This window comes from Billgrantia gudaonensis, assembly GCF_900100195.1.
Taxonomy (GTDB): Bacteria; Pseudomonadota; Gammaproteobacteria; order Pseudomonadales; family Halomonadaceae; genus Halomonas; species Halomonas gudaonensis.
On the sequence record NZ_FNES01000023.1, the window covers coordinates 13955 to 40031 of the forward strand.

Below are 26077 nucleotides of genomic sequence, written 5' to 3' on the forward strand. Positions count from 1 at the left end.
TTCATGAACTTGCTAAGCTGTTCCACAGGTTCCCCCTAGCCCCTAGATAGGGAGTGAATCCAGAACGCCCCGCCGGCCCCTACCGGCGGGGCGTTCGCGTTTACAAGCCCAGGGCCCGGCGGCGCTCGGCCAGGCGGTCTTCGCCGCGGACCTTGAACACCAGGCCGGGCTTGTCCATCTCGATGACGGTTTCGCCGTCGACGACGAGCTTGTAGTAGCTGAGCGTGGTGGTGACCTCGCCGGGGGAGTTGTCGCCCTTCTGGGCTTCGCCCATGCCGATGGTCTTGTGGCGGCCGCGCACGGTGATCTCCACCGGCACGACCTGGCCGGTTTCGTCGCTCTCGTAGCTGCCGGCGAAGCGCAACTGGGCGGCGTCGTGGATCGGCGAGCCGAAGGTGTCGAACAGGCCGTCGATGATCAGGCCGCCCGGGCTCCAGGTCATCTCCTGGAGCTGGCTGCCCATGTCGACTTCGATGGGGCCGTCCATGCCGCCGCCTTCGTACTCGACCATGCGCCGGGCGAGCTCGGGCAGGGTGAGGCTCTGGATCTGCCCCTGCCAGTCGTTGCCGTCGCCGAAGAGGTTGAAGTCCTTCAGGATCTTGGGAAGTGCCATGCGTGGTTCTCCTTACGGGGTTCCCGATGCCGAACCGGCTCAGGCGGCGGCGACGCGGTCGGCGAAGTCGACCAGGTAGCGGTCGGTGATGCGCTGCTGCAGCATCAGGTTTTCGAGCGGGGGCACCGGGGTGTAGTCGTAGTCGATGTAGAGCTTGCCGGCCTTGAGCACCTCGGGTGTGTTGATCTTGGCGTCGAACCAGGCCTGGCCGTCGATGATGTAGCCCAGGCGCTTCCACTCGCGGAACTTGGCGTTGATGCCCTCGACGATGTCCTTCACCAGCGAGGGATGCATGGGCTTGTCGACGGCCCAGAGGTGGGCTTCGGCCATGGTGTCGGCGATCACCTGGGCGGTGCGGGTGTAGTTCTCGAAGGCGAACAGCGGGTCGACGCTGCAGGTGCGCGAGCCCCAGAAGCGGTAGCCGCCGCGGTTGATGAGCGTGGTGACCTCGTGGCTGTTGAGGTAGCCGGCATCGGTGTTCGGATCCTGGAGATCCCAGAAGACGTCCTTGCTGATGCCGCTGACGCCGTTGACCGGCATGTTGGAGAGCGTCTTGTGCCAGCCGATCTGCTGGTCGGCCTTGGCGCGCAGGCCCAGGGCGCGGGCCACGGCGCTGTGCTTGCGGGTGCTGGAAGTGGCGGTGTCCCAGCCGGTGAAGTCGGGCCAGACGATCATCACTTCCCGCGCGCCGAAGTTCTCGCGGTACATCGCAGCCTCTTCCTTGGTGGCACTGCCGCCGGCGGAGGCGTAGACGAAGCCGCGCAGCTTCTGGGCCACACCGATCAGCTCCGCGGTGACGTCGGCGTCGTCCAGCTCGGGCACGCCGAGAATCCTGGGCTTGACGCCGAAGCGCTGCTCGGCGGCGAGCAGCGCCTGCAGGCCGGTGCGCTTGCCGTTCTCGTCGACGCCGCCGATGACGTGGGTCTTGGTCTCCTCGTCGGTCTCGCCCTCGGCCACGCGCACCGCGACGATCAGCGTTTCGACCTGGTCGGCGATGGCGTCCAGCGAGCCGGCGAGGGTGCCTTCCTCGCCGGCGTCGCCCTGGGCGCCCAGCGGATCGGTGATCAGCACCGGGGTATCCAGCGGGAAGGGTTCGTCTTCGCCGCCGGAAAGGCGCTGCCAGCCGGTGGCGGCCACCACGCCGGCACCCGAGCCGGCCTCGGCGGCGCTGACCAGGGCGGCGGCATCCGCCTCGCCGTTCACCGCCGTGGCCACTTCGGCGGCGGTGCTGACGATCTCGCCTTCGGCATCGGTCGCCAGGGTGACGGTGATGTCGTTGCCGCTGACGGTGACTGCCAAGGTGGCGGAGGTGCTGCCGGGGTCGAGGTAGCGCACGCGGATGGCGTTGCCGTCGGTGCCCGTATTGGCGGCGGTGTAGGTGACGCCGCTGTTGGCGGCGGCGAATTCGACGGTGAGCGAGGCGGTCACGCCGGGCGTGGCCTCGGGGGCGGTAGCCACCAGGCCGACCACGGCCGTGGCCACGGTGCGGATCGGCCGGGTGCCGTCGTTCTTCTCCACGACGCGCACGCCGTGATGGTAGTCCTGGGCCATGTTGGGCTCCTGCGCAGGTGAGCATGACTGTGCCGTCATGCTTGCGCGGGAGGGGGTGAGGCTCTAGCAATGGGGGTTGTGTATCAACCTTCTACAACTGGAAGCTCTACTTTGCAGTCGGAAGCCAAGGAGAACGATACGGTGGAACCCGCCACGGTAGGTGCAAGAATGGTGTCGCTCTTACTCAAAGGGGCCTACTCCAAGCACATGGAATGGAAGTTCGAGAGGCTGGAAGAGAGAGCGCGCCAGGGGGGATTGAGTGTCGATGATTTGATTGCTAGCGATGAGCGGTTCGCCACCTTCATGAGGGTGGCGAGGGCCTTTGAGCATAGCTCGAATACAGACGTAGTGGATTATTTGGCTGACGCCTTGATCGGAAGCATCAAGTCGGGAGACGTTGAGGAAAAACCTGACTTTGTCCAAATGGCAATCGGTTCGCTGAATGGTTTGACAAAGTTAGAGCTTGATATATTGGCAGCGATGCATCGCTACCAGATCTATTACGACGCCGATTTTCGCCTTGACCACGAGAAGATTCGTGAGTCATTTATCCTCGAGTGCAAGACCTCTCTAGGTATCGATAGTTACATGTTGTCGCCGATCATAAACGGTCTTGTTCGTACTAGCTTGGTAACAAATGAGACTGCTGCGCTGAGTGGGCCAGTCCCTAACTCGAACAGTCTGTCCCCGTTAGCACGTGAACTGTTTTTTTATATCAACTTGGCTAGGCGGTTGGTGGAGTAAGCCCGCTGGGAGGCAGGTAGTCTTTATGCTCAGTCAAAGCCACCAATGCATGGACTCAATCCCCTCGCGCTTCGCGGCCTGGCCCATCGTCTCATCCGCCAGTGCGGCATTGATCGCGTCCTTCCGATCCCAGCTGCGCTGCAGAAGCAGTTTGTAGTGGGTCATGGCGATGACCCAGTTGGGCGTAATCGGGTAGCGGGTGTTGGAGGCGGAGAATTCGACGGTGAGCGTGGCGGCCGTGGCTCCTTCGGCATCCGGTGCGGTTCCGACGATGCCGGTCACGCCCGAGCGCACGGTCTGGATGGGCCGGGGCCGGTTGCGATCTCGAGGATCTCGACCCCGTGCAGGAATTTCGCCATTGCGGTGTGCCTCTCGCCTGATCAGGTGATGAACTGCTGACGGTAGGCACAGTATGATTGGCGCACGCGAAAGGCTCCGCTGGCGGTGGTTCTGGTCAGCCTCAGGGGCTGTGGGAGCGCAATGGCCGAGTGGGGTATGCTACGCGCCGCTACCTTGGTGAAAGGTATACTCGGCGCAGAAACACACTTGATGGGACTTCATGGCATGGAAATTCTCTTTCACTACCTACACTTCGCGGTTGAAATAATTAAAGTGGTCGCTTGGCCACTTCTTATCTTGGTTTTAGCTTATTTTCTTAAAGATCACATCAAAGAAGTGCTTATAAAGCACAATGGTACAGAGTTCAAGGTCGTCACAAGGAATTTGAAAGATTCAAAGAAAGACCTCGAAAAATTAATCAATAAGATGGGCGGCATAACGTCAAAAGAGGCAGATGAGCTGCACGACAAGATGGACCGGTTGTACCGCAGCGCTATGGCTGTAGTAAAGGAGCGCGCCACGGAAGTGGAATCCGGCAGCAACAGCGATGGCAGTCACACGCTATATAATAACGGACAAACCATTCAGGAAATCACGATTGCTGCTGGCGATTTGCTGGGTAGAAAGTCCTACTACCTTCCTTCGCTTGTCAAAGGGGTGTGTTCTGTCACTTTTGTCGGCCAGGAAACACCAAGGCTGGTACATGTTGATCCCAGCCGGATCGAGGTTGAGCTAGATCAGGTAAACGAGTGCGAAATCAAGCTCATCGTCAGCGGCGTTGTATGATTTGCTTTCTGCCCCACAGTGCACAAAGCCCGCTCGGTGGCGGGCATGTGAGTTCTTCTTTATAGAGTAGCAATTGCCTACCAGGTTATTCCTTCAACCCCCTCCCGCTTCTCGTCCTCGCTCATTGCCTCATCGGCGAGGATCTCGTCGATCGCATCCTTCCGATCCCAGCTGCGCTGCAGCAGCTGCTTGTAGTGGGCCATGGCGTCGTCGGTCATGGCGATGACCTGGTCGGGTGTCATCGGGTAGCGGGTGTTGGAGGCGGCGCGGAATTCCTGGACGGCATCCGTTACGCCAGCGGCCTTGAGGTCGCGGGCCTCGATGGCCAGCCCCATGAGGTTCTGCCGGTCTTCGGCGCGCATCTGCACCACGTCTTCGGTGCCATCGGGCATGGTGTAGGGCATGCCGGCGGCGAGGGCATCGGCCAGGGCGGTGGCGATTTCGCGGCGCTTGCGGGCGGCGAGTGTGTCGATCCCTGGTGCTGGGGGATCCGCGAGTGTCGGTCTTCCCTGGCCATCGGGTACGATTCGCTGCCCCTTTGCCTGGCCTTCAAGTAACTCCGAGTACCGCTGTTTGGATAGTCGAACAGCGTCATCATGCATGGCCTTTGATGCAAATCCGCCAAGCGTCTTGCTGTAGTACATGGGACATTTCCTCAGTGGCCAATGAATAGGAAATAGGATGGATGAACGCTGGATTCGGGAGCGTCGGTAGCGAGTTCTACCGTTGTGACAGGTCCGTTTGTCTCTGCTGAGAAGGTGGCTATTCTTTCAGGACTTCCGTGATCAGATGAAGCACCTCCCCATAGCGCGTTAGGGAACGTTGTCGGCAATGTGTATGTTATGTTCCCGGAGAAATCCGCCCTTATCCATTGTATGATCAAGCCGCCCATCCAAGATGGGAACTCGACATAACCGTTGTATCCATAGTGGACGTTGAACCCCCACCGCAGCTTCTTCGGCGTCACCGCGGTGGCGTCATCCTCTCCGGTGTCTACTTGCTCCTGGGTCGCCACCTTGAGCATACCGGCGACGGTTTCCGTCGCTTGCTTCACCCAGTTGGCTGCCCAGTTCTTGAGCTTCTTCGCGGTGACGAACTTGCCATCGTCGTTGCCGGCATCGACCTCCGGCTGGCTGGCCTTGATGACCATGCCGCGGTCGTCTGCGGTGGCTAGCGGGTGATCTCGGCTCTCGGCGTGCTGCTGTAACGCCTCGGCGGCGCCTTGGGCGGTGGCATGGTCGCCGTCGTCGGCGTACTTGCGGGTGGCGAGCACCACCGAGGGGTCGATCTTGAGCTCGACGTTGGCGGTGTTGCTGAGGATGAGGTGCATGCGCACCACCTGGTTGCGGCCGGAACCTTGTGCCAGCAGTGGCTTGTAGCTGGGCGCGCAGTTGGCCACTGCGACGAAGTCGCCGTCTTCGTCCTCGATGCCTAGCTCGCGGATCCACCAGCCGCCGACGTTGGGTGGTAGCACGATCTCGGCAATCAGGATCGCGGGGTTGTTCGGATCCACGAAGAGCTGGTTGATGGCGGCGCGGTGTACCTGGTGGATCAGCTGAGTTTGGTCGTGCTGAGGTACCGGGTCGGTGCCGTTGGCGTCGCCCAGTAGCATGTGGGTCAGCTTCCAGGGGATCTCGAGGGCGTTGGCGTTGCTTTGCTTGGCCTCGCCGATCTCGGTGAGGAAGCCGCCGAAGGTGGAGTTTTCGTCAATCATAGAGGTAGACGTCCAGTGTGTCGGTGGTGGTGACGGCCAAGGCGTGCCCGATGTGGCATGCGACGTCGATGTCGGGGGTGTCCCAGGGCAGTACGTCGAGCTCGTCGCCGTCGTTGATGGCGACGCCGACGTAGGTGGTGAGGTCAGTGCTGAGCGTGATGTCCAGGCCGGTGATATGGCGGCTGACCGGCTTGGCGTCGTCGATCAGCCGCTCGAGCTCGCCGTACATGGCTTCGGTGATGCCGGTGTCGAGCACGCCGATGCGCAGCGAGAAGGTGCCGGGCGTGCCGGCCGGCTCGGTCTCCCACCACTCGACCACTTCCAGCAGGTAGCCCAGGGGCTCGACCACCCGGCGCAGCGCCGAGATGGTGCCCTTGCGCTCGTGCACGTAGAACGCCGAGGCGATGACGTCGCGCTTGGCGGCCTCGGACCAGGCGGGATCCCAGCGGTCCACCGAGAAGGCCCAGGCAAGGTAGGGCAGCAGGTGGGCCGGGCAGGTGGCCGGGCGCCACAGATCGCGCAGCGGTACCGGCACGCGCTGGATCTCGGCCAGGGCCTCGGCGGCGGCGCGCTCCAGGGGCGTGCTGCTGGGCGCCAGCAGGGGCGTGTCACTCATCGCTGCCCCCGATCTCGATTTCGACGCCGGTGCAGTGGGCGGCCTGGGTGCGGTCGAGCACTACGTCTTCGGCGGGCGCGGCGAGTTCGACGCGCTGCACCCCTTCCACGTGCAGGGCGGCGTGGATGGCCGAGAGGCGGATGTCGCGGCCGAGGCGGCGCTGCTCGGTGATGTAGCGCTCCAGGGCCGCTTGCGCCGCGGCGAGGATCGGTTCTTGCTCGGGGCCGGGGTAGACGTAGAGCGTGGCCTCGACGCGGTAGTCGACGATCTCGGCCGATTGCACGGTGAGGCGGTCGCCCACCGGGCGCACGTGTTCCGCGGAGAGAGCGGCGTCGACGATGCCGATCAGCTCGGCGCTGGCGGTGCCGTTGCCTTCGGTGCTGAGCAGGGTGACCAGCGCCTCGGCGGGTGCCGGGCTGGTGGCGGTGGCGTCGGCCACCCGGCCGTCGGCGCTGAGGGCGTGGTATTCGTAGGCGGCGCGGGGGCCGGCCACGCTGAGCCCCTCGAAAGCGCGCTGGGCGCGCAGGCGCAGGTCGGTATTGCTCTCGTAGGTGGGCGGTACCGGCGGCGTGGCGTCGGGGTCGCCCGGGTCGATCATGAGACGCTCGACTTCGAAATTCGCGACGAGGTTGTCGAGATCCTGGTCTTCTGAAAACGCGAGCATGACGGCCTTGGCGGCTTCGTTGACGCGCTGCCGCCAGACGAGCTCGCGATAGGCCGACTCTTCGAGCAGCTTGGTCAGCGGCTCGCTTTCCAGCTCGAGGGTGGCTTCGACCTCAGTGCGCTGGCTGGCCGGTACCAGATCGAGCAGGCGCGCCTTGCGCTCGGCCAGCACGCTCTCGAAGTCGAGTTCTTCGACGACCCGAGGCGCGGGGAGCTGGGAAAGATCGATGGTGCCGCTCATGCGATGGGCGCCTCCACGCGGATGGGCTGGCCCTCGACGGTTTGGCCGTCGATCTCGAGCGTGGCGCGGCCGGGCTGGCTGGCCGAGACGCTACGTCGCACGGCGGTGATGCGAAGGCGCGGTTCCCAGCGCAGCAGCGCCATGACGGTGGCGGCGTAGGCTTGCAGCAGCAGAGCGTCGCTCAGGGGCTGGTCGATCAGCTCGGGCAGCAGGCTGCCGTACTCGCGGCGCATGACGCGCGAGCCGATGGGCGTGGTGAGGATGTCGCGCACGGACTGGCGGATGTGCTCGAGGCGCTCGAGGCGGCGGCCGGTGCTGGCGTTCATGCCGGTCATTGCACGGGCCCTCCGCTCTGGCCGCTGCCGGGCACCACGCCGCTGTGGGGGTGGTCGTGGCCGACGTTCACGCCGTTGTGGGTTAGGCTGTCGCCGTTTATTGCGACCGCACCGTTGATGGTGGTGTCGGCGTTGATGACCAGGCCCGAGGGAGCGGTAATCTCGGCACTGCCGGGTAGGTTGGCGCGCAGGTGACTGGCGGCGTGGTCGTACTCGATCACCGCGCCGTCAGGCATCACGGCGCGCCACAGGTCGGCGCGGTCGGCCGGGGCCGGGTGGGCGTCGCGGTATAGGCCGGTGAGCACCACGGCGGCTGCCGGGTCGCCCCCGGGGGAGAACAGCACCACCTGCTCGCCGACGGTGGGCGGGTTCCAGGTGCGGGTGGTGCCAGCGCGGCACTCGATCCAGGGCCGCCAGGCGGTCAGCAGCTCGCCGGCCTTCACGCGGACGCGCGCGGCGGCGTGATCCACCTCGGCGATAGTGCCCAGGCGGACCAGGTTGTGGATCAGGCGCAGCAGCTCGGCGGCGCCGTGCAGGGGGCGTTGGCTCATGCCGCCGATGGTTGCGCGGCCCTGGGCGAGTGGCGAGTGGGGGGCGTTGTGGATGCTGGGTTTACAACCGGGTGTGAACGGTGGAAGCAGTGTTAGCTATCGGCTAAAATCCGTTGCTCGTTTTTAGCTTTGAGCTATAATTCTAGCCATGACGACGATCTCCTACAGCAAGGACGCCCTGAAGACGTTGAAGCGCATGCCGCGTCCGGATGCGCAGCGCATTCAGCGCAAGATCTCGGCCTATGCCGAAGACCCAACGGCTCAGCGCAATAACGTCAAGGCACTGGTGGGTAGCGAGTACATCCGCCTACGGGTCGGAGACTGGCGGGTGATCATGGACGACCGGGGCACGGTGCTTCTGGTACTCAAGATCGGCGCCCGCGGCGATGTCTATCGGTGATGAATCACGAGGAAACGGATCATGGGTACACCACAGTTCATCCAAACGCCGGCCGGCGAGCGCCTGGTGGTGCTCAGCGAGCAGGACTACGCCACGCTGCTCGAGCAGGCGGAAGACCATCACGATATCCAGGCGGCGGATGCGGTTCGCGCCCGCGTCGATGCGGGCGAGGAGACCTTTCCGTCCCGCGTCGTCGAGGCGTTGCTCGAAGGCACGGCGCCGGTGCGGGTGTTCCGCGAGTATCGCGGGCTGCGTGCGGGCGAACTCGCCGAGAGGGCGGGCATCAGTCAGGGCTATCTGTCGGAGATCGAGGCCAGCAAGAAAACCGGCTCCCTGGGCGTTTTGAAGCGCATTGCCGACGCGTTGGACGTGGAGCTGAGCGACCTGACGTGATCGGCGTCAGCCCTCCGGTACGTCCAGGTGGCGTAGGATCGTTTCAACGAGCATATCGATGTCGTCCGGCGTTGCGCCGAGCAGTTCGCGCTCGGGGTAGTCGTGGCGGACGTAGGCGTTGACCTGGTCGGTCAGCCCCTCGTGGTGGATGCGGGCGATACGGGCGATGCGTCCCTCATAGCCGACTGCGACGCCCGATGCCTTGGCGTCGACCCTCATGTACTTCGCGGTCATCAGCTTCTGGAACATCTTGTTGTCGGGGCTGCGTTGGCCCCGAGCGCCGGGGCGGGCCACCGGCGTCAGGTCGCGCTCGAGATAACGCACGATTCGCACCTTCTTGAAGGTGCGCAGGGCGCCGGCCTTCTGCTCGTCGAAGCCGAAGTAGGTCTCCGGGGTGGCGATCCAGTTGACGATCTCCCGCTCTTCCGGCTTGTGGCCGGGCTTCTCGTAGATGAAGCGCAGCCGGCGCCGGGCTCGACGCTCCCGCTTCTTGCCTTTGCGTGGGGTATAGGGGGTGCCGTCGACGTTGCGTTGGGCCTTGATGCGTTCGCGCTGGCTGCGCCGGAGTGCGACCCCCATCTCGCGGGCCAGGGTCTTTCGCTGCTTGGCGGTGAGACGCTTCAGCAGCGGCGCGACCCAGCCTTCGAGTAGGTCGAGATCGTCCTGGGTCACGGTGAGGCCCACTCGCTTTCGAGTTCGTGCTCGTCATCCTCCGGCCCTTTTGTGTAGAGCTTCCAGCGGGTGGCCGGGCAGGTTTCGATGGGGTATTCGGGCATGCGGTGCTCGCTGTCGATCCGGCCGGCCTCGCAGTTCACCAGGGCGACGACTCGCTCGGTGAGATCCATGGAGAAGATGAGATCGACGGCGTCGTGACGCTGCACCTCGGAAGAGAAGCGCAGCGCCGTCTCGGGGTCGAGATCCGGCTGGTAGTGAGAGAGCCACTGCAGTAGCGGCAGCACGACGGCATCGGTGCTGCCGTCGTGGTCGAGCAGTATGACCTCGGCGGTGAAGCGGTACTCGTGGCTGAGGTGTTGTCCCCGGTGGAAGCGAATGGTGCCTTCGGGCACGTAGGTGCGCAGTCGATCTGGGTCGCGGGCCAGCCCAGGGATGGCTTTGATCAGATGAGCGCGCAGGGATTGGAGTTTGTTCATTCGCCAGCGACCTCATCCATCAGCCGCCCGCGGCGTCCGCGCAGGGTGCCGACGATCTTCTCGCCGCTGCGCCCGGCGATGTAGCCGCCCACGCCGAGGGTCATCAGATTCCATAGCTGTTCGGGGAGATCCAGCTGCAGGCCGATGCCGAACATGGCGCCGAGGTAGGGCGCGAGCAGGTAGTTGTTGCCGACGATGGCCACGATCACGGTCATCAGCAGCGGCCGCCAGTTGCGCTGCAGCCAGGATTCGCCGCCGGCTTCGGCGAGGACGATCTTCATCTTGGCCTGCAGGGCGGCGTCCTGCTGTTCGATCAGCCGGCTGCGCAGTTCGGCCTTGAGCCGGTTGGCCTGGTCCTTGTCTTCCACGGCTTGGTCGATCACCTCCATCACGGGGCCGGCGACGGTGCCGAGGATATTGCCGATCAGGTTCATGCGATGGCCTCTCGTTGAGCGTTCAGGGTGTCACCACCTGGCGGGTCCGTGGGTGCGGGTATCCAGGTGGGTGAAGGTGGCGTAGCGGCCGATGCCGTAGGCGTCGGGGTAGCTGGCGTGAAGGAACGCCTGGACCGCTGCCGGTTCGACGCCGCGCACCTGGATGTCGGCGGCACGCCCGAGCGTGTGCTGGCTGTGCTCGGCTCCGCCGATCTGGGCGTTGTAGGCGGGGCAGCGACAGCCGCTGGTGACGATCACCGGGGCATCGAAGTGCCGGCGCACGCGTTCCAGTACCGCCAGGGTTTCGGCATCGACGGTGTCGAATCCGCAGCCGCACGAGCACGCGAACTCGGCACGCTGAAAGAAGGGGGAGTTCATGGCGTTTTCTCCAGGTCGGTGATGCGGTCATTCAGCTCGGCGACGCGGTCATCCAACTCGGTGACGTGCTCATTCGTTCGGCGCACGTTGTCCCTGAGGCTGCCGATCTCGCGGTCGGCGTCGGTCTTGCGGTAGTAGAGCTCGCTCCACTCGCGCAGCTCGCGTCGCAAGCTTTCGATCTGTTCGCCCTGGTAGACGAGGCGTTCGCGCAATACGGCGGTATGCTCGCCCAGCGTGACCAGCTTCAGGCCGGCCCATGCGAGCAGGGCGACCAGGGTGAGCTGTATGGCAGTCTGCAAGTGGCGTTCGAACATGCTGGGCTCTCGCTGGGCCATAACGTCCTTCAGGTCCAGAGTTGGATGGTGTCGGCGATGGCGGGCTCGTCGGCCGGTGCGTCGGGCAGGGTGACGAGAGTGCCCTGGGGCAGCACCGGGCCGAGCTCGGCCAGGCCGGGGTTCATGGCCAGCGCCCGTTCGGTGACGCCGGCGGTGCGGCCGAGCACCCGGTGGCAGAGCCGGTCCAGGGTCTCGCCTTGGTGGGCACGGGCTTCGGGCATCAGATCAGCTCCACGGTGGCGTGCCGGCGGCCTTCGATCTCGGCCACGGCCCAGCGGGCGTCGCGGCGCAGGTCGTCGGCGGCTTCGTCCTTGGCCTGGCCGCGCTCGTCGCCTTCGCCGGTGGCGGAGACGTCGCGGTAGCGCTCGAGCAGGCTGGCGTGGGCGGTGGCGTAGACGGCGCGGCGGTAGAGCAGGGCGTAGTGGCCGGCCACGGCCCAGACCGGGGCGGTCACGTCGTTCAGGGTGGCGGCGCCTTCGTCCTGGCGGGCCTGCTGCCAGGCCGCGAGCTGGCGGTTGACGTCGGCCATGGCCACCTGCAGCGCCTGGGTGAGCCGGGCCGCGGTGACGTTGCCGTCCAGCCGGCTGGCTTCGCGGAAGTCCGCCGGTTCGATGGCCGGCCAGAAACCGTTGTTGGTCAGGCTTTCCGGGTCTTCCGGGGCGGTGCCGGTGCCGGCGGCGATGAGTGACATGGCGGCGTCTCGTGTAAGAAGGGGGTGGACCGGTTCGGTGAGCTGTGCCGGGGCCGCTCATCGGCCGGTGCCCCCTTGGCGTCGGCGTGCGACTCGGTGGCGGCGGTCAGGCGTTGGCCTGGCCGCCGGCGTTCTTCAGCTCGCGCTCGAGCTTCTCGATGTCCTTCTTCACGCCGGCGCGCTCGTTGAGCTGCAGGGCGCGGCGCAGGTGTTCCACCGCCTCGGCGGCGTGGTGGCCGGTGTCGCGGTAGGCGTAGCCGAGGGCCTTGTGCAGCTTGGCGCGCACCGGGTCGTGCATGTCGGCGTCGCGGGTCAGGGCTTCGGCACGGCTGAGATGCATCACCAGGTCGGCGGCGACATGCCCCAACTCGACCCCGGCGTCCTCTCGGGCGGCGGCATCGAGCTGCCGCATGGCTTCTTCGGCGAGCTGCTCGGCGACGATGGCGGGCGTGTCGCGCTCGAAGCGGTCGGGGGTGTCCAGGCCGTGGCGCAGGGCGTACTCGGCGATGGCCAGGCCGCCGGCCAGGTCGCCCACGTCGAGCCGCCACAGCATCACCGTGACCAGCACGTCGTCCTGGGCGCCGGTGCCGGCCTCGAGCACGCCGGTCACGTAGGCGTCGAACGCCGGCAATAGCTCGCGCTTCTTGGCGATCTTGGCCTGGGTGGACTTGATAGCCTTGAGCGTGCGCCGGGCTTCCCAGAGGGCGGCGGCGTGCAGCTCGTACTGCTCGCCGTTCTGGGGCTGGCCGGGGTCGGCGGCCCCCGCCGCCTGGGCGGCGGAGACGCGCTGGAAGTGTCGGCGGGCGAGTGTGCTCATGTGGGGTTCCTTCAACCGTTCAGGGCGGCTTCGGAGAGCTCGACGTTTTCGATCAGGCAGCCGGCGCCGAAGTCTTCCACGACGTAGGCGTCGTTCGAGCTCTCGTAGTTCTCGATGCGGTTGCGCTTGGGGTTCTCGGCCACGTGGCGGCGGCGGGCGCCGTTCTGCCAGTAGATCGAGAGGTTATCCAGCGGGGTGACGAAGATGGCGTCGTCGGGGAAGTAGGGCACGTCCATGCCCTGCAGGCCGCCGATGCGCTTCTGGCTGATCACCAGGTCGGCCGCTTGCTGTTCGCTGGGCGGCAGCTGGTTGAGCAGCGGGAAGTACTTGTCGGCCATGAGGTTGCGGCCGACGATGACCACCATGCCCGGGGCGCGCCGGTACCAGGGCTCGATCAGGCTGTTCACGGCGTCGTAGACCAGGGCGTCCAGGGTGGCGTAGTCGCCGGCGATGCCGGTGATGTTGCCGTCGGCGTCCTTGGTCTTGGTCGGGTCGATGACGATCTTGCCGTCGGTCTTGCCGTCCTTAAGCACGCGCGCCGGGGCCTGGGTGCGGTAGTGCTGCAGCCAGCCGATGTTGACGTCCTGCAGCAGCGGGTTGGCGGCCTTGTCGGTGGCGGCGGCGGCACTGGTGCCGTTGAAGCCGATCATGATCCGGTCCAGGGCCTGTTGCCGCACGATGGCATCGCGCACCAAAGTCTGGAAGTTGCGGAACTTGGCCCAGGCGTCGAGCTTGGCGTAGCCGATGTGGGTGTCGAACTCGGTCAGGCGGCACTCGTAGCCCTGGGCGTCCAGGGTGGTGAGGTCGCGGGTCTGACGATCGTTCTGGCTCACGTCGGTGCGCGAGGCGATCGGCCCGGAGATACCGAGGGCCAGCTTCTCGCCCTTGAGTTCGTCGACCCCGATCACGTTGACGCGGTTGAGGAAGTCGCTGGACTCCTGAATGCGTTTTTCGAGCCGCTGCTGAATGGTCGGCTCGACGGTGAACATCTGGGTGGCGTCGGGCACGCCGTTGAGGCTGGCCACCTGGGCGGCGAACTGGTTGAAGACCGTGCGGGTGTCGTTGCGCATGGGGGAGGGTTCCTCAGATGTCGGTTTTCTCGGCGCCGCCGTCGCCGCCCAGGGCGGGCGCGCGGTTCGGGGTGTCGGGGGTGTCGTCGAGCTGGGTGTAGAGCGCATCGAGGCGGCGCTGGGTTTCCGCGTGGGCGTCCTTCAGCTCGGCGAACGCAGCGGCGTCGGGCCGCTTGTCGAGCTCGGCGGCCAGCTCGCCGTGCTTCTGCACGAACAGCTCGAGGGTCCGCTCGAGGTCGGTGCGGAAGGCGGCGAAGCCCCGGTCGGTCTTGGCGTCGTGGCGCTTGAACAGGGCCTTGACGGTGTCGAGCAGGCCGGGGCCTTTCTCGGGCTCGGCGGGCGGCTGGGTGAAGTCGAGCTGGGTCTCCACGGCGGCGGTGAAGACGTTGCCGGGCTTCTGCTTGCGGGCGGCCAGGGGCGAGGCGTCGCCCTGCTGGGCGCTGAATTGCAGCATTTCGGTGCCCAGACTGGCCGGGGTGTCGGTGACAGCCAGGCCGACCAGGTAGGCTTCGCCGGTGCCGGCGAAGTCGGGGTCGACCTCGATGCTGGTGTAGATCTTCTGGCGCTGTTCGTTGATCTGCTTGAGGCGGTCGGTGGGATCGATCTCGGCGAACAGGGCGAGCTTGCCGTCTTCGACCTCCTTGGCTTCCACGGCGGTGACGTCGCCCAGGGCGGGGAAGGGGCCGTCGTGGAACATGCCGCGCATGTGCTCCATCCACACGCGGGCGCCGTAGGTCGCGGGGTCGAAGTTCTTGGCCATCTGCTCGATCCACTGACGTGAGATCGTGCGGCCGTCGGTAGTGGCGCCTTCGGTGGCGACGCGAAACTTGGCCATGGGTGCCTCGTTGGGTTGCGGGTCGGGCGTTGCGGTCAGGTTCCGCGCCCCCGCCCGCCACCTCAACGCGGGGGCGTTGTGAATCAGCCATCTACAACGCTTGCGGGCATGGCCGCCCCGCTCGCGCGGGTAGGCTGGCCGCATGACGACCACGGCCCCCGATACCCCCGAATCCCCACGCCTGACGGCCCGCCATCTGTACTGGCAGGGCTGGCGAGTGGCGCGCATTGCCGAGTTCGTGGGCGAGAAGCCCGCCACGGTGCATAGCTGGAAACAGCGGGATGGCTGGGAAGAGGCCTCGCCCACCGAGCGGGTGGAGGGCGCGCTGGAGGCGCGCCTCGTGCAGCTGATCGGCAAGGAGCCTAAGGAGCCGCGGGACTTCAAGGAGATCGACCTGCTGGGCCGGCAGATCGAGCGGCTGGCCCGGGTGCACCGCTACCGGGAGAGCGGCAACGAGGCCGACCTCAATCCGAACATCGAGGCCCGCAACGCCGGGCCCAAGAAGAAGCCGCGGCGCAACGCCCTCACCGAGGAGCAGGTCGAGCAGCTGAAGGCGGCGTTCCTGGAGACCTGTTTCCAGTACCAGCTCACCTGGTACGAGGCTGGCCAGAAGCACCGCATCCGCAACATCCTCAAGAGCCGCCAGATCGGCGCGACCTTCTTCTTCGCCCGGGAGGCGATCGTCGACGCCTTCGAGCACGGCCGCAACAAGATATTCCTGAGCGCTTCCAAGGCCCAGGCGCACATCTTCCGCAACTACATCGTCCAGTTCGTGAAGGAAACCTGCGACGTCGACCTCAAGGGCGATCCCCTGGTGCTCGACAACGGTGCCGAGTTGCACTTCCTGGGCACGAACAGCAAGACGGCCCAGGGCTACCACGGCGACGTCTACCTGGACGAGTACTTCTGGATCCACCGCTTCCAGGAGTTCCGCAAGGTCACCAGCGGCATGGCGATGCACAAGAAGTGGCGCCAGACCTACTTCTCGACGCCGAGCTCGCTGGGCCACGAGGCCTACCCGTTCTGGAGCGGTGAGCTGTTCAACCAGCGGCGCAAGAAGAGCGAACGCCGGGAGTTCGACGTCAGCCACGCCGCCCTGGCCGAGGGCGCAGTCTGCCCGGATGGCCACTGGCGGCAGATCGTCACCGTGGAGGACGCCATCGCGGGCGGCTGCGATCTCTTCGACCTCGAGCAGCTGCGCCTGGAATACAGCCCGGACGAGTTCGCCAACCTGTTGATGTGCCAGTTCGTCGACGACAGCCAGTCGGCGTTCCCCTTGGCGATGGTGCACCCCTGCATGGTGGATGCTTGGGAGGTGTGGGACGACTACCGGCCGTTCGCCCCGCGCCCGGTTGGCGACCGCGGGGTGTGGATCGGCTACGACCCCACCGGTACCGGCGAGGACGGCGACGGTGCCGGCCTGGTGGTGGTGCTGCCGGCGCGCACCGCCGGCGAGCGGCACCGCATCCTGGAGCGCCACCGGCTCAAGGGCGAGGACTACGCGGCCCAGGCCGACTTCATCGAGTCGTTCCGCACCAAGTACCGCATCGAGCACATCGGCATCGACGTCAGCGGCTTGGGCGAGGCGGTGGCCGAGCACGTCGAGAAGTGGTTCCCGACGCTCACCCGCTTCCGTTACGACCCGGCGGTCAAGGGCCGGCTGGTGATGCAGGCGCAGCAGATCATGCGCAAGGGGCGGCTGGAGTTCGACGCCGGCTGGGCGGATCTCGCCCAGTCGTTCATGGCCATCAAGCGCGAGCTCACCGCGTCCGGCCGCCAGTACACCTACACCTCGGGCCGCAGCCGTGCCACCGGCCACGCCGACCTGGCCTGGGCCACCATGCACGCCCTCAGTCACGAACCGATCGACGGCCCCGCCGAGGGTGCGGGCCGCGCCATCATGGAGATGTACGAATGACCGCCACCGCCAGCAAACCCCGCATCCGCCTGCCGGCGGGCTATTCCGCGCCGGCCGCGGCGAAGGCCTCGCCGCCCCGGGCCGAGGCCTTCGGCTTCGGCGATCCCGAGCCGGTGACCAGCATGCGCGACATGCTCTACGAGGGGCTGTGGCTGTCGGCGAACGAGTGGTACGAGCCGCCGGTGCCGCTGCCGATCCTGGCCAAGTCGTACCGGGCCACGGCGCATCACGGCTCGGCGCTCCAAGTGAAGCGCAACATCCTGCTGCGCACCTTCCAGCCGCACCCGCTGCTCGGCCGGCGGACCTTCTCGGCGCTGGCCTTGGATTACCTGGTGTTCGGCAACGCCTACCTCGAAGAGGTGCGGGGCCGGCTGGGCAAGCGCCTGGCGTTCCGCCATCTCGCCGCCAAGTACATGCGGCGCGGGGGCAAGCACGCCGACCGTTACTGGTGGGTGCCCAACTACCTCGACCGTACCGAGCTGCCGAAGGGCAGGGTGGTGCACCTCCTGGAGCCGGACATCGACCAGGGCATCTATGGCGTGCCGGACTACCTGGGCAGCCTGCAGTCCGCCTGGCTCAACGAGAACGCCACCCTGTTCCGCCGGCGCTACTATCTGAACGGCAGCCACGCCGGCTTCGTGATGTACGTCAGCGACGCCGCGCACGACTCCCAGGACATCGATGCCATGCGCCAGGCGCTCAAGGAGTCGAAGGGGGTGGGCAACTTCCGCAACCTCTTCCTGTACAGCCCCGGGGGCAAGAAGGACGGCGTGCAGATCATCCCCATCTCCGAGGTCGCGGCGAAGGACGAGTTCTGGAACATCAAGAACATCACCCGCGACGACCAGCTCGCCGGCCACCGGATCCCCCCGCAACTGATGGGCATCATCCCGCAGAACACCGGCGGCTTCGGCGACGTGGAGAAGGCCGCTCGGGTGTTCGTCGCCAACGAGCTCGAGCCCCTCCAGGCCACGATGATGGAGATCAACGAGTGGGCCGGCGAAGAGATCGTGCGCTTCCGCCCCTACTCCCTCGAGGGCGACGCCGGCGGGCCGCGGCTAGACCCGACCAAATAGCACTGCCGAACGCCCCGGCCAGCCAGGACCTCATCACCAGGCCGCCCGACCGGGCGGCCTTTTCGTTTCGACCGCGTGGAAAACTTGGCCGAGACGCATTCGCTCGTCGTAGTGCATTCATCGCTCTGTGCGCTCGCCTGCCGGCCGCTGTCGCTCGGCCGATCCATCATGCGGCTCGAGCCGCGAACGCGCCGCAGGCTGCCAGCCTGGCCCCTCCCCACCCCGGCAGCGCCCCGCCGCGCGCCGTCGACACCCCGCCCCGCCTGCGCGCTAAACGTGCCGGTTTTTATGCACTCATGCGTCCCGGCATCAGGCCGCGCCGATGCTGGGCTCCGGAGGGGTAACAGGGTTGGGCCGGCTTATGCGGATCTATGCGCTTTTCGGCACTACTTATGCACAGCCGGTCGATGTGGCATGATGAGCGCAGAGATGGCGTAGGTCTGGCTCATAACTTGTTGATTCGTTTGGCTTGCTTCCGTCGGCTTGCGTAGAGATAGAATACGTAACGCACTGATTTTCCCGCTTAGTGTTGAGATCTTGTAATCAGTAGGTCCCGGGTTCGACTCCTGGTGCCGGCACCATCTCAAGCAGTGCAAAATCAGCTACTTACGAGCAAGAGTGGAATCCCCACCTGGCGTGTCAGTAGACCTGACAGCTTCGTGAAATAGAGACAGATCATCAGCCTCACACTTGTTTCCATCTGGAACCGAGGTGAGGTTATGCGCGTTGTATCTGTTATTTCGACCAAGGGCGGGGTCGGCAAGACCACCGTCACTGCCAATCTGGGCGGCCTCCTGGCCGATGCGGGCCTCAGGGTCCTGTTCATTGATCTGGACAGCCAGCCGACCCTCTCCAGCTACTACCCCCTTCGCACCGAAGCCCCTGGCGGCACCTATGAGCTGATCGCGCTCAGCGACACGGCGCCCGATCGCGTCATATCGCAGACGGCCCATCCCAATCTGGATGTGGTGATCTCCAACGATCACGCCGGCCAGCTCCCTCAGTTGCTGCTCAATGCCCCGGACGGCCGCTTCCGGCTTGCCCAGCTGCTCTCCAACCTGTCGGACTATGACCTAATCCTGATCGACACCCAGGGGGCGCGCTCCATCACCCTGGAGATGGCGGTCCTCGCCTCCGATTACGCTCTCTCTCCCATCACCCCCGAGCTGCTCTCAGCCCGTGAGTTCGTGCGCGGCACCGTTGGCCTGCTGCGCGACCTTGAGGCGCTTAGCCAGTTCACGCACCTCTCTGTTCCCCCCGTTTCCGTACTCGTGAACCGCCTGGATGAAACCGCCGATGCGCGGGGCATCCACCAGACCCTGGCAGAGATGTTCGCTGCCGGCGAGCAGGGCGTCACCGTCATGCAGAGCACCATCCGCGCCGGTGTCGCCTTCCGACAGGCGGCCAGCGCCGGACTGCCGGCTCACCAGTTCGAGCCGCGCAAGCCTGCCGGCCGCAAGTCTCCTTCTGCTGCCGACCAGGTCAAGGCGATGGCCCGTGAGCTCAACCCCGAGTGGCAGCCGCTGATCGACGCCATGGTCAGTACCACCGCCATGCAGGGAGGCTGCCACGATGAGTGTCATTGAGAACCTGGTCGAGCTCCGGGTGGCCGAGGAGCGCCCGGAAGCCGGCTATCTGCCGCCGCACAGCCTGGAGGCGGAGCAGTCGGTGCTGGGCGGTCTCTTGCTGGATAACGCCATGTGGGACGAGGTCGCCGACCGCCTGGCGCCGGCGATGTTCTACCAGCAGGGCCATCGCCTGGTGTTTCAGGCGATCAAGGCGCTGGCCGAGCGCGACCAGCCGATGGATGTGGTGACCGTCTCCGAAGCACTGGAGGAAGCCCACCAGCTGGAGCAGGCGGGAGGGCTCGCTTTCCTGGCCGAGCTGGCTCGCAATACGCCCAGCGCGGCCAATGTGGCGGCCTATGCCGAGATCGTGAAGGACCGCCATGCACTGCGGCAGCTGATCCACACCTGCTTCACGCTGAACCAGCAGGCCCTGAACGCCCAGGGCCGCACGGCCGCCGAGCTGATCGAGGAGGCCGAGCAGAAGCTCTTCGCCCTGACGGAGGAACGCCACGACCGGCTGAGCTCCATGAAGGAGATGCTGGGGGAGGCCATCAACGTCATCGATCAGGCCTTCAATGCACAGGGTGGGGTGACAGGGGTCCCGAGTGGCCTGAGCGAGCTGGACGCCATGACCGCGGGCTGGCAGCCCGGAGACCTCATCATCCTGGCCGGCCGCCCCTCCATGGGCAAGACCGCCATGGGGCTCGGCTTCGCGGAGCATGCCCTGACGGCAGAGGAGGCTACCGGTCCGGTCTTTATCTTCTCCCTGGAGATGCCCGAGTCGCAGCTGATGCTGCGGCTGATCGCCAGCCTGGGCAATGTCTCCCTGCAGAAGCTGCGCACCGGAAAGATGGAAGACGAGGATTGGCCCAAGGTAACCGCCGCGGTCAGTCGACTCACCCAGCTGGATGGGAAGCTCTTGATCGATGATGCCTCGGGCATCACCGCTTCCAGCCTGAAGGCCCGCGCTCGCCGCATGACCCGCCACTTCGGCCGCCCCTCCATGATCCTGGTGGACTACCTGCAGCTGCTGCAGGAGCCGGGCAGCGAGAACCGCACCCTCGAGGTGGGCAAGGTCAGCCGCATCCTCAAGGAGACCGCCAAGGAGTTGCGCACCCCAGTGATTGCGCTGTCGCAGCTCAACCGCTCCCTGGAGACCCGTCCCAACAAGCGCCCCTGCATGGCTGATCTGCGCGACAGCGGCGCGCTGGAACAGGATGCCGACCTCATCGCCTTCATCTACCGCGACGAGGTCTATCACCCCGATAACGAAGATAGCCACGGCCTGGCCGAGCTGATTCTGGGCAAGCAGCGCAATGGGCCCACCGGCACCGTGCACCTGGCGTTCCAGGGAGCGTCGGCGCGCTTCAAGCCGTTGGCCTGGCAGCATCAGGAGGTGACCCCATGAGCCAGTATCGCGTGCGCACACCCGAGCCCCCCTCCCGACTTTCAAAGGCGCTGGCTCAGGTCATGAACGAGACTCGCCAGCGTCAGCTTGAGGCTGAGCAGCAGGGGCTCTCATCCCTCGAGCATCTGATCCGTGTGGCACAGGGCCACAGCGGCCAGTCCCACCACCTGCGCCGTCTCCTCCTCGCGCTCTACAACGGCTACCGCTGGCCCTTCGAGATGCAGCGGCTGCGAGGGCTCGACGCGTCGCTACAAGCGGATGCTCTCGCGGTGATCCAGATGGCCACCTATAGCGGCCACGAGATCCACACCTTCATCGAGGGTGGTGATGCCTTGCTGACACGCTTCTGGGAGATCGAGGAGGCCAACGATGAGTAAGTCGCTGTCGGCAGCACGAGGGTGCAAGGGGATGCAGCGCCTGGTGCGCTATGCCGCCACCCGGGGGTGGGAGGTGCAGCGAACCAGCGGCGGGCACCTGAGGTTCAGTAAGCCCGGCTGTGCGCCGGTCTTCACCTCATTCACCACCAAGGACCGCCGCGCCGAGCTCAATGCACGCGCCCAGCTGCGCCGCGCGGAGTGGCAGCAGAGGTTCCGCCATGACGAGTGATGCCACTGTCATCAGCACCCAGGCGCCGCTAGCCGACGCTCTCTCTGCCCGCTTCGTCACCGAGGAATACCGCCGATGAAACGCCCGACCGACCAGCAGCTTCGCGAGCGCCTGATGCAGCCCGGCCCCAAGCGTCAGGGGCAGCCTGTGGATGCAGTGACTCCGCCCGATCAGGAGATGGCCGTCTGGGTCACCCTGGACGTGCTCAAGCCCTACGAGCACAACCCCCGGCAGGTCCAGAACCCCAAGTACGAGGAGATCAAGGCGTCGATCCGTGCCGCGGGCCTCAAGCACAAGCCCCCGGTCACCCAACGGCCGGGCGAGAAGCACTACACCATCTGCGACGGTGGCAATACCCGCCTGCAGATCCTGCGCGAGCTCTATGAAGAGACCGGCGAGTCGCGCTTCCACGCCTTCTATGCCCTGTACCGACCCTGGCAGTCGGAAGTGAAGATGCTGACGGGACACCTCAGCGAGAACGACAACCGCGGCCAGCTGCTCTGGATCGAGCGCGCCAAGGGTGTGGTGGACGCCAGGGCAATGTATGAAGAGGCGAGCGGCAACACGCTCTCGCAGCGCGAGCTGGTCAAGCGCCTGGCCGAGGATGGCTACCAGGTCGCCCAGAGCCATATCAGCAGGATGCTCTATACCGTCGAGCACCTGCTGCCCACCCTGCCCAACAGCCTCTACAGCGGACTGGGCCGCTCTCAGGTCGAGAAGCTGATCAGCTACCGGGAAGCCTGCCGGCTGCTCTGGGAGCGCTGCACCGAGGAGGTCACTCCCGAGGGCTTTGGCGAGGCCTGGCACCAGACCATGGCCTGGTTCGATGATGAGGGCCAGACCGAGATGAACTGGAGCATGGTGGTGGATCGGCTGTGCGGCATGCTGGCGGACCACACCGGCGTGCACTTCAACGTCTGCGAGCTGACCCTCGATAACATCGTCACCTACCGCAAGCGACGCTGGGACCTGGAAGAGCATCAGGCCTTCGAGGCCCTGGATGTGGAGCTGCAGCAGATGCGCGACCCTGACGCCCAGCCGCCCTCGCTTTATCCGCCGTTGCCCGAGCCCGCCACGGGCGGCGCGCCGGTGGCGAAGGTGCCCGCTTCAGATCCTGGCCGTGAACCTCAATCTCAGCCTCAACCCGCCCCCCAGGCCGAGCAGCTGCCATCGCCTCGGACCCTCAGCAGAGACGCGCCTACCGACGATGAGAGAGCAGAGAGCGCCGAGCTGCTTCGGCTACGTGAGCAGGTTGCCGCGCTGGAGCGCGAAAAGCAGCAGCTGAGCGAGTCACCGTCTCCCTCGGTGCCGGTATTCAGCGAGTCGGCATCTGAGGCGGGTCCAGAGCCCATGGTTGCACCCGCAGAAGAGGAGGGTGACTGGCCAGAGGGCGCAGCGCGGACGGAGGCCGAGCGTGCTGCCCGCCTTGAAGGGCTGACCCAGTCCCGCTGGGAAGAGACTCCAGGGAAGCGCGGCTACCGTCACCATCTGGCCAGCGAGCTCGGCGTGCCCAGCTTCGACTTCGAGCAGCTGGCCCCCCTGGCAGCACCGGTGCTCTCCGGTGAGACCACCCCGCCCATTGCCGACGTCTGGTTTATCGAAGGCGTCGAGGATGAGCCTCGCTCACTGCGTATTCGTATCCGGGAACTGGTGCAGGTCATCGCCCGCTGGGGCGGCTTCGGCGGCAGCGACGTGGTGATCGCCGACGATGACGGCATCGGTTTCGACCTCAACCCGCTGCCCGAGGCGTCCGACCGCCGTGCCCGCTTCGCCTGGCAGGCGCTGGCCAGCCTGCGCGGCGAGCTCAATCCCGAGTACCCCGCCGATGCCACCCTGTGGGGAGCGCTGCTGGGCACCCATCGGGAAGAGGGCACTGAGAGTGCCTGGGACGATGCGGTACTGCTTCGTTTTTTCCGTCTGGTGCGGCTGATTCGCCGCCTTCGTGAACACCTGCAGGGACAACAGGAGGCCCAGTCATGAGCTCTTCTTCCGCCAACCTGAATCAGGCGCTGCTCAGCCAGGTCATGGGGTTTCTTCGTGAGGGCAACATGCGTCGTGCGCTGGCTCTCGGCTTCAGTGAGGATGAGCTGCGTACCCTGCGGCGGCTGAGAGCGAGCGATATCGACTCGCTGGCCTGTGCAGGGCCAGTGGTAGCGCGTTTCTCGGTGGATCACGCCGCACTACGCGGCGTTCTGGCGCGCATCGATCGTGACCAGGATCGCGAGACCCTGATCGATCGCTGCCTGAGGTTGGGGGCCAGCGTCAGCATGATGGGAGCGTTCTTCGGCCTGACCGGCAACGACTGCTCGACGCGCCGTCAGCTGCTGGGCATTGCACCGCGCCAGGGGCGGCTGGCGATGCCGTCGGAGCAGGCAGAGCATGATGCCTGGGAGCGCTGGCAGCATATCGCCCTGGACCCCAAGGCAACCGACGACCTGCAGGGCATGGTTACCCTCGCCGAGGAAACCGACATTCCGTTGGCGGTGGTGTGGCACCTGGTCAAGCAGTGGGTCGACCCCGGCCAGCCGCGCACGGCGCCACCGGCCGAAGAGTGGGCGTCACCTGAAGGAGAGCGGTGATGGTGCAGCTGCGCGATGCCACGCGGCAGGGGCTGGATCGCTTGATTGGCCAGGCGGCTTCCGAGATGACCCAGCGCCGGGGTGACCCACCGGCGCCTGCCGTTGAGAACGGCGAGGCCGCACATTCGGACCTTGATGGATTGCTGTTTTTCGGGAACCCCCATGAGACCGTGCCGCGGTCTCTGCTGCTGGATCCGCGCCTCGGGCACGTCGACAAGCTTGGCTGGCAGATGATGCGCATGCTGGTCAATCCGGACCGAACCACCGCGGTGCCGACCTACGACGAACTGCAGCCCTTGCTGCGGGGGGCGCCGGGCCAGAAGGCGTCGAGGGCCACGGTCGCCCGCGTTATCGCTGTGCTTCGTCTGACCCGCTGGGTCAGTCTCGGTCACCGGGCGCGCAACGCGCAGAACGGCCGCATTATCGGCAACGTCTATATCTTGCACGACGAGCCGCTCTCGCCCGCAGAAGCTTCGGTGCTGGATGCAGACTACGTGGAGTACGTGTGTCGTTGCCTGGATCATCAGAACAAGGTGGTTAAGGCCGTCGCTACCATGGTGCTCGAGGAGCTCCAGGAAGCCGGGGCCCTGCATGAGCTGCCGACGCGTCTCGATACCATGGCCTCTCGGTCCAGGCAGGCCCAGCGCCGGTCGCCTGCCAGGTATGATTCTGCCCAGTTCTCCGCCGCGATTGAGCAGAAGAACCAGGGCAAAAACCAGGGCAGGCAGCCGAGTTCTCAGCGAGAACCCGGCCGAGTGAGCCGAGAGAACTGCCCTGGTTTCCAGAGAGAACTAAGTATGGAATCAAAGGCTTACCGGGCTGTCGAGGCGGTTCTCGATGAAAACTCGGGCAGTTCTTCCCGTACAGTACGTACTTCACACTGTGTAAAACCTACAGGTAACCCAGCCGTGAACCTGCACTGGCCGGCATGTCTCGCGATGGATGAGAGCGAGCGTCAGGCCACTCAGCTCCTCATGGCGGACCTGGCCGGAGACACCCAGCAGGCGATTCTCGACGAAGCGGCAGGGCGCATGAGCGGTGGCTCGGTGCGAAACCCCAAGGGCTTCCTGCGAGGGCTGGTCAAGCGAGCCATCGGCGGCGAGTTCGTGGCGACCGGCTATGCCCAGGCTCAGGCGGAGCGTCGGGCGGGAAGGGCACCACAGGGGATTCCCCCTGCCACCAAGCGGCCGGCAGCTCGAAGCGTGTCACCGTCCTCTTACCAGACAGCGGAGCCGTCGAGTGCCGAGCCGAGTACCACCTCGCCCGAGGTAGCCCAAGCAGCCCGAGAGCAGTGTCTGCGCTCGCTGGGTTTGTGGCCATAAGGCGGGGAAAACCCACTCAGCGGCCATTAACGATTCCCCTGTCTTGCCCACCTCAACTGATTGACAGTGCCTGCCGTACCGCGGACACACATCAGCATGAGGGCAACGCGACATGGCCGTTGATCGCTTGGGAGCACTGCGCAGCAAGATCGAGCTGACGCTTCATACCCACCACGCCGCACGGATCTGGAAGGGACGAGGCGTCGAGACAGGACGTCCGCAGATAATCGGTATGCGGCAGTTCCTGCTGATCTGCGGCGCGATCAAGCAGAACGCCGCCAAGGATGACCCATACGCGGATCACTGGCTGCTGCAGCTGGATGCCAAGCTTGCCGAGACGCGAACTCAGCTGGACCAGCGCCTCCAGGAGTTGGATAGCCTGCTGGCTCAGCTGCCGCCAGAGCTGGACGTGGAAGAGAACCTCAACCAGCAGCCCCTCAAGATTCCCGTCTATACCGGCGGCCAGCACGGCTGGCTCGCCCTGCGCCTGCTGATCGACTTCGACCGGTTCGTCAGGCGCGTCATGCTCGCCCACCATATTGCCCTGATTGGCCGTCGACAGATGGAGGAGTACGTCCGGGTGGGTGGTCACCTCCTGCGCAGCCTTTGCGCGAGCACCCAGAAGTACCCCGGCTTCAGCGGCGCCACCAGGGACGACTTTGCCGCCAACAATGCCAAGGCCCGAAATGCCATCGAGAAGTTCGGTGCACTGCCTGACGATGTGCTCTCCGGCAAACGGCGCAGCGAGTTTGCACCGCCGATTGCCAAGCCGGCGGATTCCCGGGTGGCCAGTGGCGAAGGCGAGTCGAAAGGAGACTCACCGCCTTCCGCTGGGGAGCCAGGAGACGCTCCCTCGACGTGATTCCACTGGAATCACCTGGGCAGCGGTGCCGAGGAGTCCTCTGGGGTGATGCCAGTGGCATCACTTGGCCGGCGATGCCGA

The 26077-nt window shown here is 65.7% G+C and carries 33 protein-coding genes and 1 tRNA gene; 15 read left to right on the forward strand and 19 right to left on the reverse strand.

Going from position 1 to position 26077, the window contains the following annotated elements; translation table 11 throughout:
* Positions 1-100 precede the first annotated feature (100 nt).
* On the reverse strand, positions 101-613 hold the full coding sequence (locus BLP96_RS18580; RefSeq protein ID WP_089689035.1) for a phage major tail tube protein: 513 nt from the start codon (positions 611-613) through the stop codon (positions 101-103).
* Between the two features lie 39 nt (positions 614-652).
* The gene (locus BLP96_RS18585) at positions 653-2164 is read right to left on the reverse strand and encodes a phage tail sheath protein (protein WP_089689036.1); all 1512 of its coding nucleotides are present in this window, start codon (positions 2162-2164) and stop codon (positions 653-655) included.
* A 141-nt stretch (positions 2165-2305) separates the two neighbouring features.
* Here BLP96_RS18585 and BLP96_RS18590 point away from each other — a divergent pair, with 141 nt between their 5' ends.
* Positions 2306-2908 carry a hypothetical protein gene (locus BLP96_RS18590; protein ID WP_143005145.1) on the forward strand — a complete coding sequence of 201 codons (603 nt, stop codon included), beginning with the start codon at positions 2306-2308 and terminating at the stop codon, positions 2906-2908.
* Positions 2909-2941: 33 nt separating this feature from the next.
* On the opposite strand, the gene BLP96_RS20260 is transcribed toward BLP96_RS18590, so the two are convergent.
* Positions 2942-3190, reverse strand: coding sequence for a hypothetical protein (locus BLP96_RS20260; protein WP_218118635.1), 249 nt, complete (start codon positions 3188-3190; stop codon positions 2942-2944).
* A gap of 198 nt (positions 3191-3388) precedes the next feature.
* Here BLP96_RS20260 and BLP96_RS18600 point away from each other — a divergent pair, with 198 nt between their 5' ends.
* Positions 3389-4033: a hypothetical protein gene (locus tag BLP96_RS18600; RefSeq protein ID WP_089689039.1), complete on the forward strand. Its 645-nt coding sequence runs from the start codon at positions 3389-3391 to the stop codon at positions 4031-4033.
* Between the two features lie 77 nt (positions 4034-4110).
* On the opposite strand, the gene BLP96_RS18605 is transcribed toward BLP96_RS18600, so the two are convergent.
* The 6 genes from BLP96_RS18605 to BLP96_RS18630 are packed head-to-tail and all read right to left on the reverse strand — an operon-like array spanning position 4111 to position 8153.
* Positions 4111-4677, reverse strand: a complete 567-nt coding sequence (locus BLP96_RS18605) for a DUF4376 domain-containing protein (protein ID WP_089689040.1) — start codon at positions 4675-4677, stop codon at positions 4111-4113.
* A gap of 11 nt (positions 4678-4688) precedes the next feature.
* The gene (locus tag BLP96_RS18610) at positions 4689-5747 is read right to left on the reverse strand and encodes a phage tail protein (protein ID WP_089689041.1); all 1059 of its coding nucleotides are present in this window, start codon (positions 5745-5747) and stop codon (positions 4689-4691) included.
* Positions 5740-6363 carry a phage tail protein I gene (locus BLP96_RS18615; protein WP_089689042.1) on the reverse strand — a complete coding sequence of 208 codons (624 nt, stop codon included), beginning with the start codon at positions 6361-6363 and terminating at the stop codon, positions 5740-5742. Before BLP96_RS18615 ends, BLP96_RS18610 begins: the two co-directional genes overlap by 8 nt.
* Positions 6356-7267, reverse strand: coding sequence for a baseplate assembly protein (locus tag BLP96_RS18620; RefSeq protein WP_089689043.1), 912 nt, complete (start codon positions 7265-7267; stop codon positions 6356-6358). The genes BLP96_RS18615 and BLP96_RS18620 overlap by 8 nt, the downstream gene beginning before the upstream one ends.
* Entirely contained in the window at positions 7264-7602 is a 339-nt protein-coding gene (locus BLP96_RS18625) for a GPW/gp25 family protein (RefSeq protein ID WP_089689044.1), read from the reverse strand. Before BLP96_RS18625 ends, BLP96_RS18620 begins: the two co-directional genes overlap by 4 nt.
* Positions 7599-8153 carry a phage baseplate assembly protein V gene (locus tag BLP96_RS18630; protein WP_089689045.1) on the reverse strand — a complete coding sequence of 185 codons (555 nt, stop codon included), beginning with the start codon at positions 8151-8153 and terminating at the stop codon, positions 7599-7601. The genes BLP96_RS18625 and BLP96_RS18630 overlap by 4 nt, the downstream gene beginning before the upstream one ends.
* Before the next feature lie 148 nt (positions 8154-8301).
* Here BLP96_RS18630 and BLP96_RS18635 point away from each other — a divergent pair, with 148 nt between their 5' ends.
* Together BLP96_RS18635 and BLP96_RS18640 are read left to right on the forward strand one after the other, a co-directional pair.
* Entirely contained in the window at positions 8302-8553 is a 252-nt protein-coding gene (locus BLP96_RS18635; protein WP_089689046.1) for a type II toxin-antitoxin system RelE family toxin, read from the forward strand.
* Between the two features lie 21 nt (positions 8554-8574).
* On the forward strand, positions 8575-8946 hold the full coding sequence (locus BLP96_RS18640; protein WP_089689047.1) for a helix-turn-helix domain-containing protein: 372 nt from the start codon (positions 8575-8577) through the stop codon (positions 8944-8946).
* Positions 8947-8952: 6 nt separating this feature from the next.
* Here BLP96_RS18640 and BLP96_RS18645 read toward each other — a convergent pair whose 3' ends face one another.
* The 10 genes from BLP96_RS18645 to BLP96_RS18690 all read right to left on the reverse strand — a co-directional run bounded on the left by BLP96_RS18645 (position 8953) and on the right by BLP96_RS18690 (position 14657).
* Positions 8953-9618 (reverse strand): phage virion morphogenesis protein, encoded by a 666-nt coding sequence (locus tag BLP96_RS18645; RefSeq protein ID WP_176761574.1) that lies wholly within the window; start codon positions 9616-9618, stop codon positions 8953-8955.
* Positions 9615-10097 (reverse strand): phage tail protein, encoded by a 483-nt coding sequence (locus tag BLP96_RS18650; protein WP_089689049.1) that lies wholly within the window; start codon positions 10095-10097, stop codon positions 9615-9617. Before BLP96_RS18650 ends, BLP96_RS18645 begins: the two co-directional genes overlap by 4 nt.
* Complete coding sequence (locus tag BLP96_RS18655; protein ID WP_089689050.1) at positions 10094-10531, reverse strand: 3TM-type holin; 438 nt, start codon at positions 10529-10531, stop codon at positions 10094-10096. The genes BLP96_RS18650 and BLP96_RS18655 overlap by 4 nt, the downstream gene beginning before the upstream one ends.
* A gap of 30 nt (positions 10532-10561) precedes the next feature.
* Positions 10562-10909 carry a D-Ala-D-Ala carboxypeptidase family metallohydrolase gene (locus tag BLP96_RS18660; RefSeq protein WP_089689051.1) on the reverse strand — a complete coding sequence of 116 codons (348 nt, stop codon included), beginning with the start codon at positions 10907-10909 and terminating at the stop codon, positions 10562-10564.
* A complete protein-coding gene (locus tag BLP96_RS18665; RefSeq protein WP_089689052.1) occupies positions 10906-11223 on the reverse strand; it encodes a hypothetical protein in 318 nt (105 codons plus the stop codon). The genes BLP96_RS18660 and BLP96_RS18665 overlap by 4 nt, the downstream gene beginning before the upstream one ends.
* 29 nt (positions 11224-11252) lie before the next feature.
* Complete coding sequence (locus tag BLP96_RS18670; RefSeq protein WP_089689053.1) at positions 11253-11465, reverse strand: tail protein X; 213 nt, start codon at positions 11463-11465, stop codon at positions 11253-11255.
* Complete coding sequence (locus BLP96_RS18675) at positions 11465-11935, reverse strand: head completion/stabilization protein (RefSeq protein ID WP_089689054.1); 471 nt, start codon at positions 11933-11935, stop codon at positions 11465-11467. Before BLP96_RS18675 ends, BLP96_RS18670 begins: the two co-directional genes overlap by 1 nt.
* Before the next feature lie 106 nt (positions 11936-12041).
* Positions 12042-12752: a phage terminase small subunit gene (gene gpM, locus BLP96_RS18680; protein ID WP_089689055.1), complete on the reverse strand. Its 711-nt coding sequence runs from the start codon at positions 12750-12752 to the stop codon at positions 12042-12044.
* A gap of 11 nt (positions 12753-12763) precedes the next feature.
* The gene (locus BLP96_RS18685) at positions 12764-13822 is read right to left on the reverse strand and encodes a phage major capsid protein, P2 family (RefSeq protein ID WP_089689056.1); all 1059 of its coding nucleotides are present in this window, start codon (positions 13820-13822) and stop codon (positions 12764-12766) included.
* A gap of 13 nt (positions 13823-13835) precedes the next feature.
* Positions 13836-14657: a GPO family capsid scaffolding protein gene (locus BLP96_RS18690; protein ID WP_089689057.1), complete on the reverse strand. Its 822-nt coding sequence runs from the start codon at positions 14655-14657 to the stop codon at positions 13836-13838.
* Positions 14658-14799: 142 nt separating this feature from the next.
* Here BLP96_RS18690 and BLP96_RS18695 point away from each other — a divergent pair, with 142 nt between their 5' ends.
* From BLP96_RS18695 to BLP96_RS18740, 11 genes are all read left to right on the forward strand, one after another.
* Positions 14800-16575 (forward strand): terminase large subunit domain-containing protein, encoded by a 1776-nt coding sequence (locus BLP96_RS18695; RefSeq protein ID WP_089689058.1) that lies wholly within the window; start codon positions 14800-14802, stop codon positions 16573-16575.
* Positions 16572-17651, forward strand: coding sequence for a phage portal protein (locus BLP96_RS18700; RefSeq protein ID WP_089689059.1), 1080 nt, complete (start codon positions 16572-16574; stop codon positions 17649-17651). The genes BLP96_RS18695 and BLP96_RS18700 overlap by 4 nt, the downstream gene beginning before the upstream one ends.
* A gap of 477 nt (positions 17652-18128) precedes the next feature.
* Positions 18129-18232: transfer RNA gene (locus tag BLP96_RS20185), tRNA-OTHER, on the forward strand.
* A 138-nt stretch (positions 18233-18370) separates the two neighbouring features.
* Positions 18371-19237: a ParA family protein gene (locus BLP96_RS18705; protein ID WP_089689060.1), complete on the forward strand. Its 867-nt coding sequence runs from the start codon at positions 18371-18373 to the stop codon at positions 19235-19237.
* The gene (gene dnaB / locus BLP96_RS18710; protein ID WP_089689061.1) at positions 19224-20627 is read left to right on the forward strand and encodes a replicative DNA helicase; all 1404 of its coding nucleotides are present in this window, start codon (positions 19224-19226) and stop codon (positions 20625-20627) included. The genes BLP96_RS18705 and dnaB overlap by 14 nt, the downstream gene beginning before the upstream one ends.
* A complete protein-coding gene (locus tag BLP96_RS18715) occupies positions 20624-21004 on the forward strand; it encodes a DUF7673 family protein (protein WP_089689062.1) in 381 nt (126 codons plus the stop codon). Before dnaB ends, BLP96_RS18715 begins: the two co-directional genes overlap by 4 nt.
* Positions 20997-21233 (forward strand): hypothetical protein, encoded by a 237-nt coding sequence (locus BLP96_RS18720; RefSeq protein ID WP_031217487.1) that lies wholly within the window; start codon positions 20997-20999, stop codon positions 21231-21233. The genes BLP96_RS18715 and BLP96_RS18720 overlap by 8 nt, the downstream gene beginning before the upstream one ends.
* A gap of 75 nt (positions 21234-21308) precedes the next feature.
* Positions 21309-23213: a ParB family protein gene (locus tag BLP96_RS18725; protein ID WP_089689063.1), complete on the forward strand. Its 1905-nt coding sequence runs from the start codon at positions 21309-21311 to the stop codon at positions 23211-23213.
* On the forward strand, positions 23210-23812 hold the full coding sequence (locus BLP96_RS18730; RefSeq protein WP_023004696.1) for a DUF2857 domain-containing protein: 603 nt from the start codon (positions 23210-23212) through the stop codon (positions 23810-23812). The genes BLP96_RS18725 and BLP96_RS18730 overlap by 4 nt, the downstream gene beginning before the upstream one ends.
* Positions 23812-25134, forward strand: coding sequence for an STY4528 family pathogenicity island replication protein (locus BLP96_RS18735; protein ID WP_089689064.1), 1323 nt, complete (start codon positions 23812-23814; stop codon positions 25132-25134). Before BLP96_RS18730 ends, BLP96_RS18735 begins: the two co-directional genes overlap by 1 nt.
* 112 nt (positions 25135-25246) lie before the next feature.
* Complete coding sequence (locus tag BLP96_RS18740) at positions 25247-25996, forward strand: PFL_4669 family integrating conjugative element protein (RefSeq protein ID WP_089689065.1); 750 nt, start codon at positions 25247-25249, stop codon at positions 25994-25996.
* The last annotated feature ends 81 nt before the right edge of the window (positions 25997-26077 follow it).

Coding starts and splice junctions, on each gene's coding strand:
- BLP96_RS18605 (WP_089689040.1), bottom strand. CDS start 4,677: ATGTACTACAGCAAGACGCTTGGCGGATTTGCATCAAAGGCCATGCAT.
- BLP96_RS18635 (WP_089689046.1), top strand. CDS start 8,302: ATGACGACGATCTCCTACAGCAAGGACGCCCTGAAGACGTTGAAGCGC.
- BLP96_RS18740 (WP_089689065.1), top strand. CDS start 25,247: ATGGCCGTTGATCGCTTGGGAGCACTGCGCAGCAAGATCGAGCTGACG.
- BLP96_RS18730 (WP_023004696.1), top strand. CDS start 23,210: ATGAGCTCTTCTTCCGCCAACCTGAATCAGGCGCTGCTCAGCCAGGTC.
- BLP96_RS18630 (WP_089689045.1), bottom strand. CDS start 8,153: ATGAGCCAACGCCCCCTGCACGGCGCCGCCGAGCTGCTGCGCCTGATC.
- BLP96_RS18700 (WP_089689059.1), top strand. CDS start 16,572: ATGACCGCCACCGCCAGCAAACCCCGCATCCGCCTGCCGGCGGGCTAT.
- BLP96_RS18640 (WP_089689047.1), top strand. CDS start 8,575: ATGGGTACACCACAGTTCATCCAAACGCCGGCCGGCGAGCGCCTGGTG.
- BLP96_RS18690 (WP_089689057.1), bottom strand. CDS start 14,657: ATGGCCAAGTTTCGCGTCGCCACCGAAGGCGCCACTACCGACGGCCGC.
- BLP96_RS18585 (WP_089689036.1), bottom strand. CDS start 2,164: ATGGCCCAGGACTACCATCACGGCGTGCGCGTCGTGGAGAAGAACGAC.
- BLP96_RS18580 (WP_089689035.1), bottom strand. CDS start 613: ATGGCACTTCCCAAGATCCTGAAGGACTTCAACCTCTTCGGCGACGGC.
- BLP96_RS18685 (WP_089689056.1), bottom strand. CDS start 13,822: ATGCGCAACGACACCCGCACGGTCTTCAACCAGTTCGCCGCCCAGGTG.
- BLP96_RS18735 (WP_089689064.1), top strand. CDS start 23,812: ATGGTGCAGCTGCGCGATGCCACGCGGCAGGGGCTGGATCGCTTGATT.
- BLP96_RS18670 (WP_089689053.1), bottom strand. CDS start 11,465: ATGCCCGAAGCCCGTGCCCACCAAGGCGAGACCCTGGACCGGCTCTGC.
- BLP96_RS18705 (WP_089689060.1), top strand. CDS start 18,371: ATGCGCGTTGTATCTGTTATTTCGACCAAGGGCGGGGTCGGCAAGACC.
- BLP96_RS18715 (WP_089689062.1), top strand. CDS start 20,624: ATGAGCCAGTATCGCGTGCGCACACCCGAGCCCCCCTCCCGACTTTCA.
- BLP96_RS18695 (WP_089689058.1), top strand. CDS start 14,800: ATGACGACCACGGCCCCCGATACCCCCGAATCCCCACGCCTGACGGCC.
- BLP96_RS18660 (WP_089689051.1), bottom strand. CDS start 10,909: ATGAACTCCCCCTTCTTTCAGCGTGCCGAGTTCGCGTGCTCGTGCGGC.
- BLP96_RS18720 (WP_031217487.1), top strand. CDS start 20,997: ATGAGTAAGTCGCTGTCGGCAGCACGAGGGTGCAAGGGGATGCAGCGC.
- gpM (WP_089689055.1), bottom strand. CDS start 12,752: ATGAGCACACTCGCCCGCCGACACTTCCAGCGCGTCTCCGCCGCCCAG.
- BLP96_RS18725 (WP_089689063.1), top strand. CDS start 21,309: ATGAAACGCCCGACCGACCAGCAGCTTCGCGAGCGCCTGATGCAGCCC.
- BLP96_RS18615 (WP_089689042.1), bottom strand. CDS start 6,363: ATGAGTGACACGCCCCTGCTGGCGCCCAGCAGCACGCCCCTGGAGCGC.
- BLP96_RS18650 (WP_089689049.1), bottom strand. CDS start 10,097: ATGAACAAACTCCAATCCCTGCGCGCTCATCTGATCAAAGCCATCCCT.
- BLP96_RS18675 (WP_089689054.1), bottom strand. CDS start 11,935: ATGTCACTCATCGCCGCCGGCACCGGCACCGCCCCGGAAGACCCGGAA.
- BLP96_RS18600 (WP_089689039.1), top strand. CDS start 3,389: ATGGCCGAGTGGGGTATGCTACGCGCCGCTACCTTGGTGAAAGGTATA.
- BLP96_RS18665 (WP_089689052.1), bottom strand. CDS start 11,223: ATGTTCGAACGCCACTTGCAGACTGCCATACAGCTCACCCTGGTCGCC.
- BLP96_RS18655 (WP_089689050.1), bottom strand. CDS start 10,531: ATGAACCTGATCGGCAATATCCTCGGCACCGTCGCCGGCCCCGTGATG.
- BLP96_RS18620 (WP_089689043.1), bottom strand. CDS start 7,267: ATGAGCGGCACCATCGATCTTTCCCAGCTCCCCGCGCCTCGGGTCGTC.
- BLP96_RS18625 (WP_089689044.1), bottom strand. CDS start 7,602: ATGACCGGCATGAACGCCAGCACCGGCCGCCGCCTCGAGCGCCTCGAG.
- dnaB (WP_089689061.1), top strand. CDS start 19,224: ATGAGTGTCATTGAGAACCTGGTCGAGCTCCGGGTGGCCGAGGAGCGC.
- BLP96_RS18610 (WP_089689041.1), bottom strand. CDS start 5,747: ATGATTGACGAAAACTCCACCTTCGGCGGCTTCCTCACCGAGATCGGC.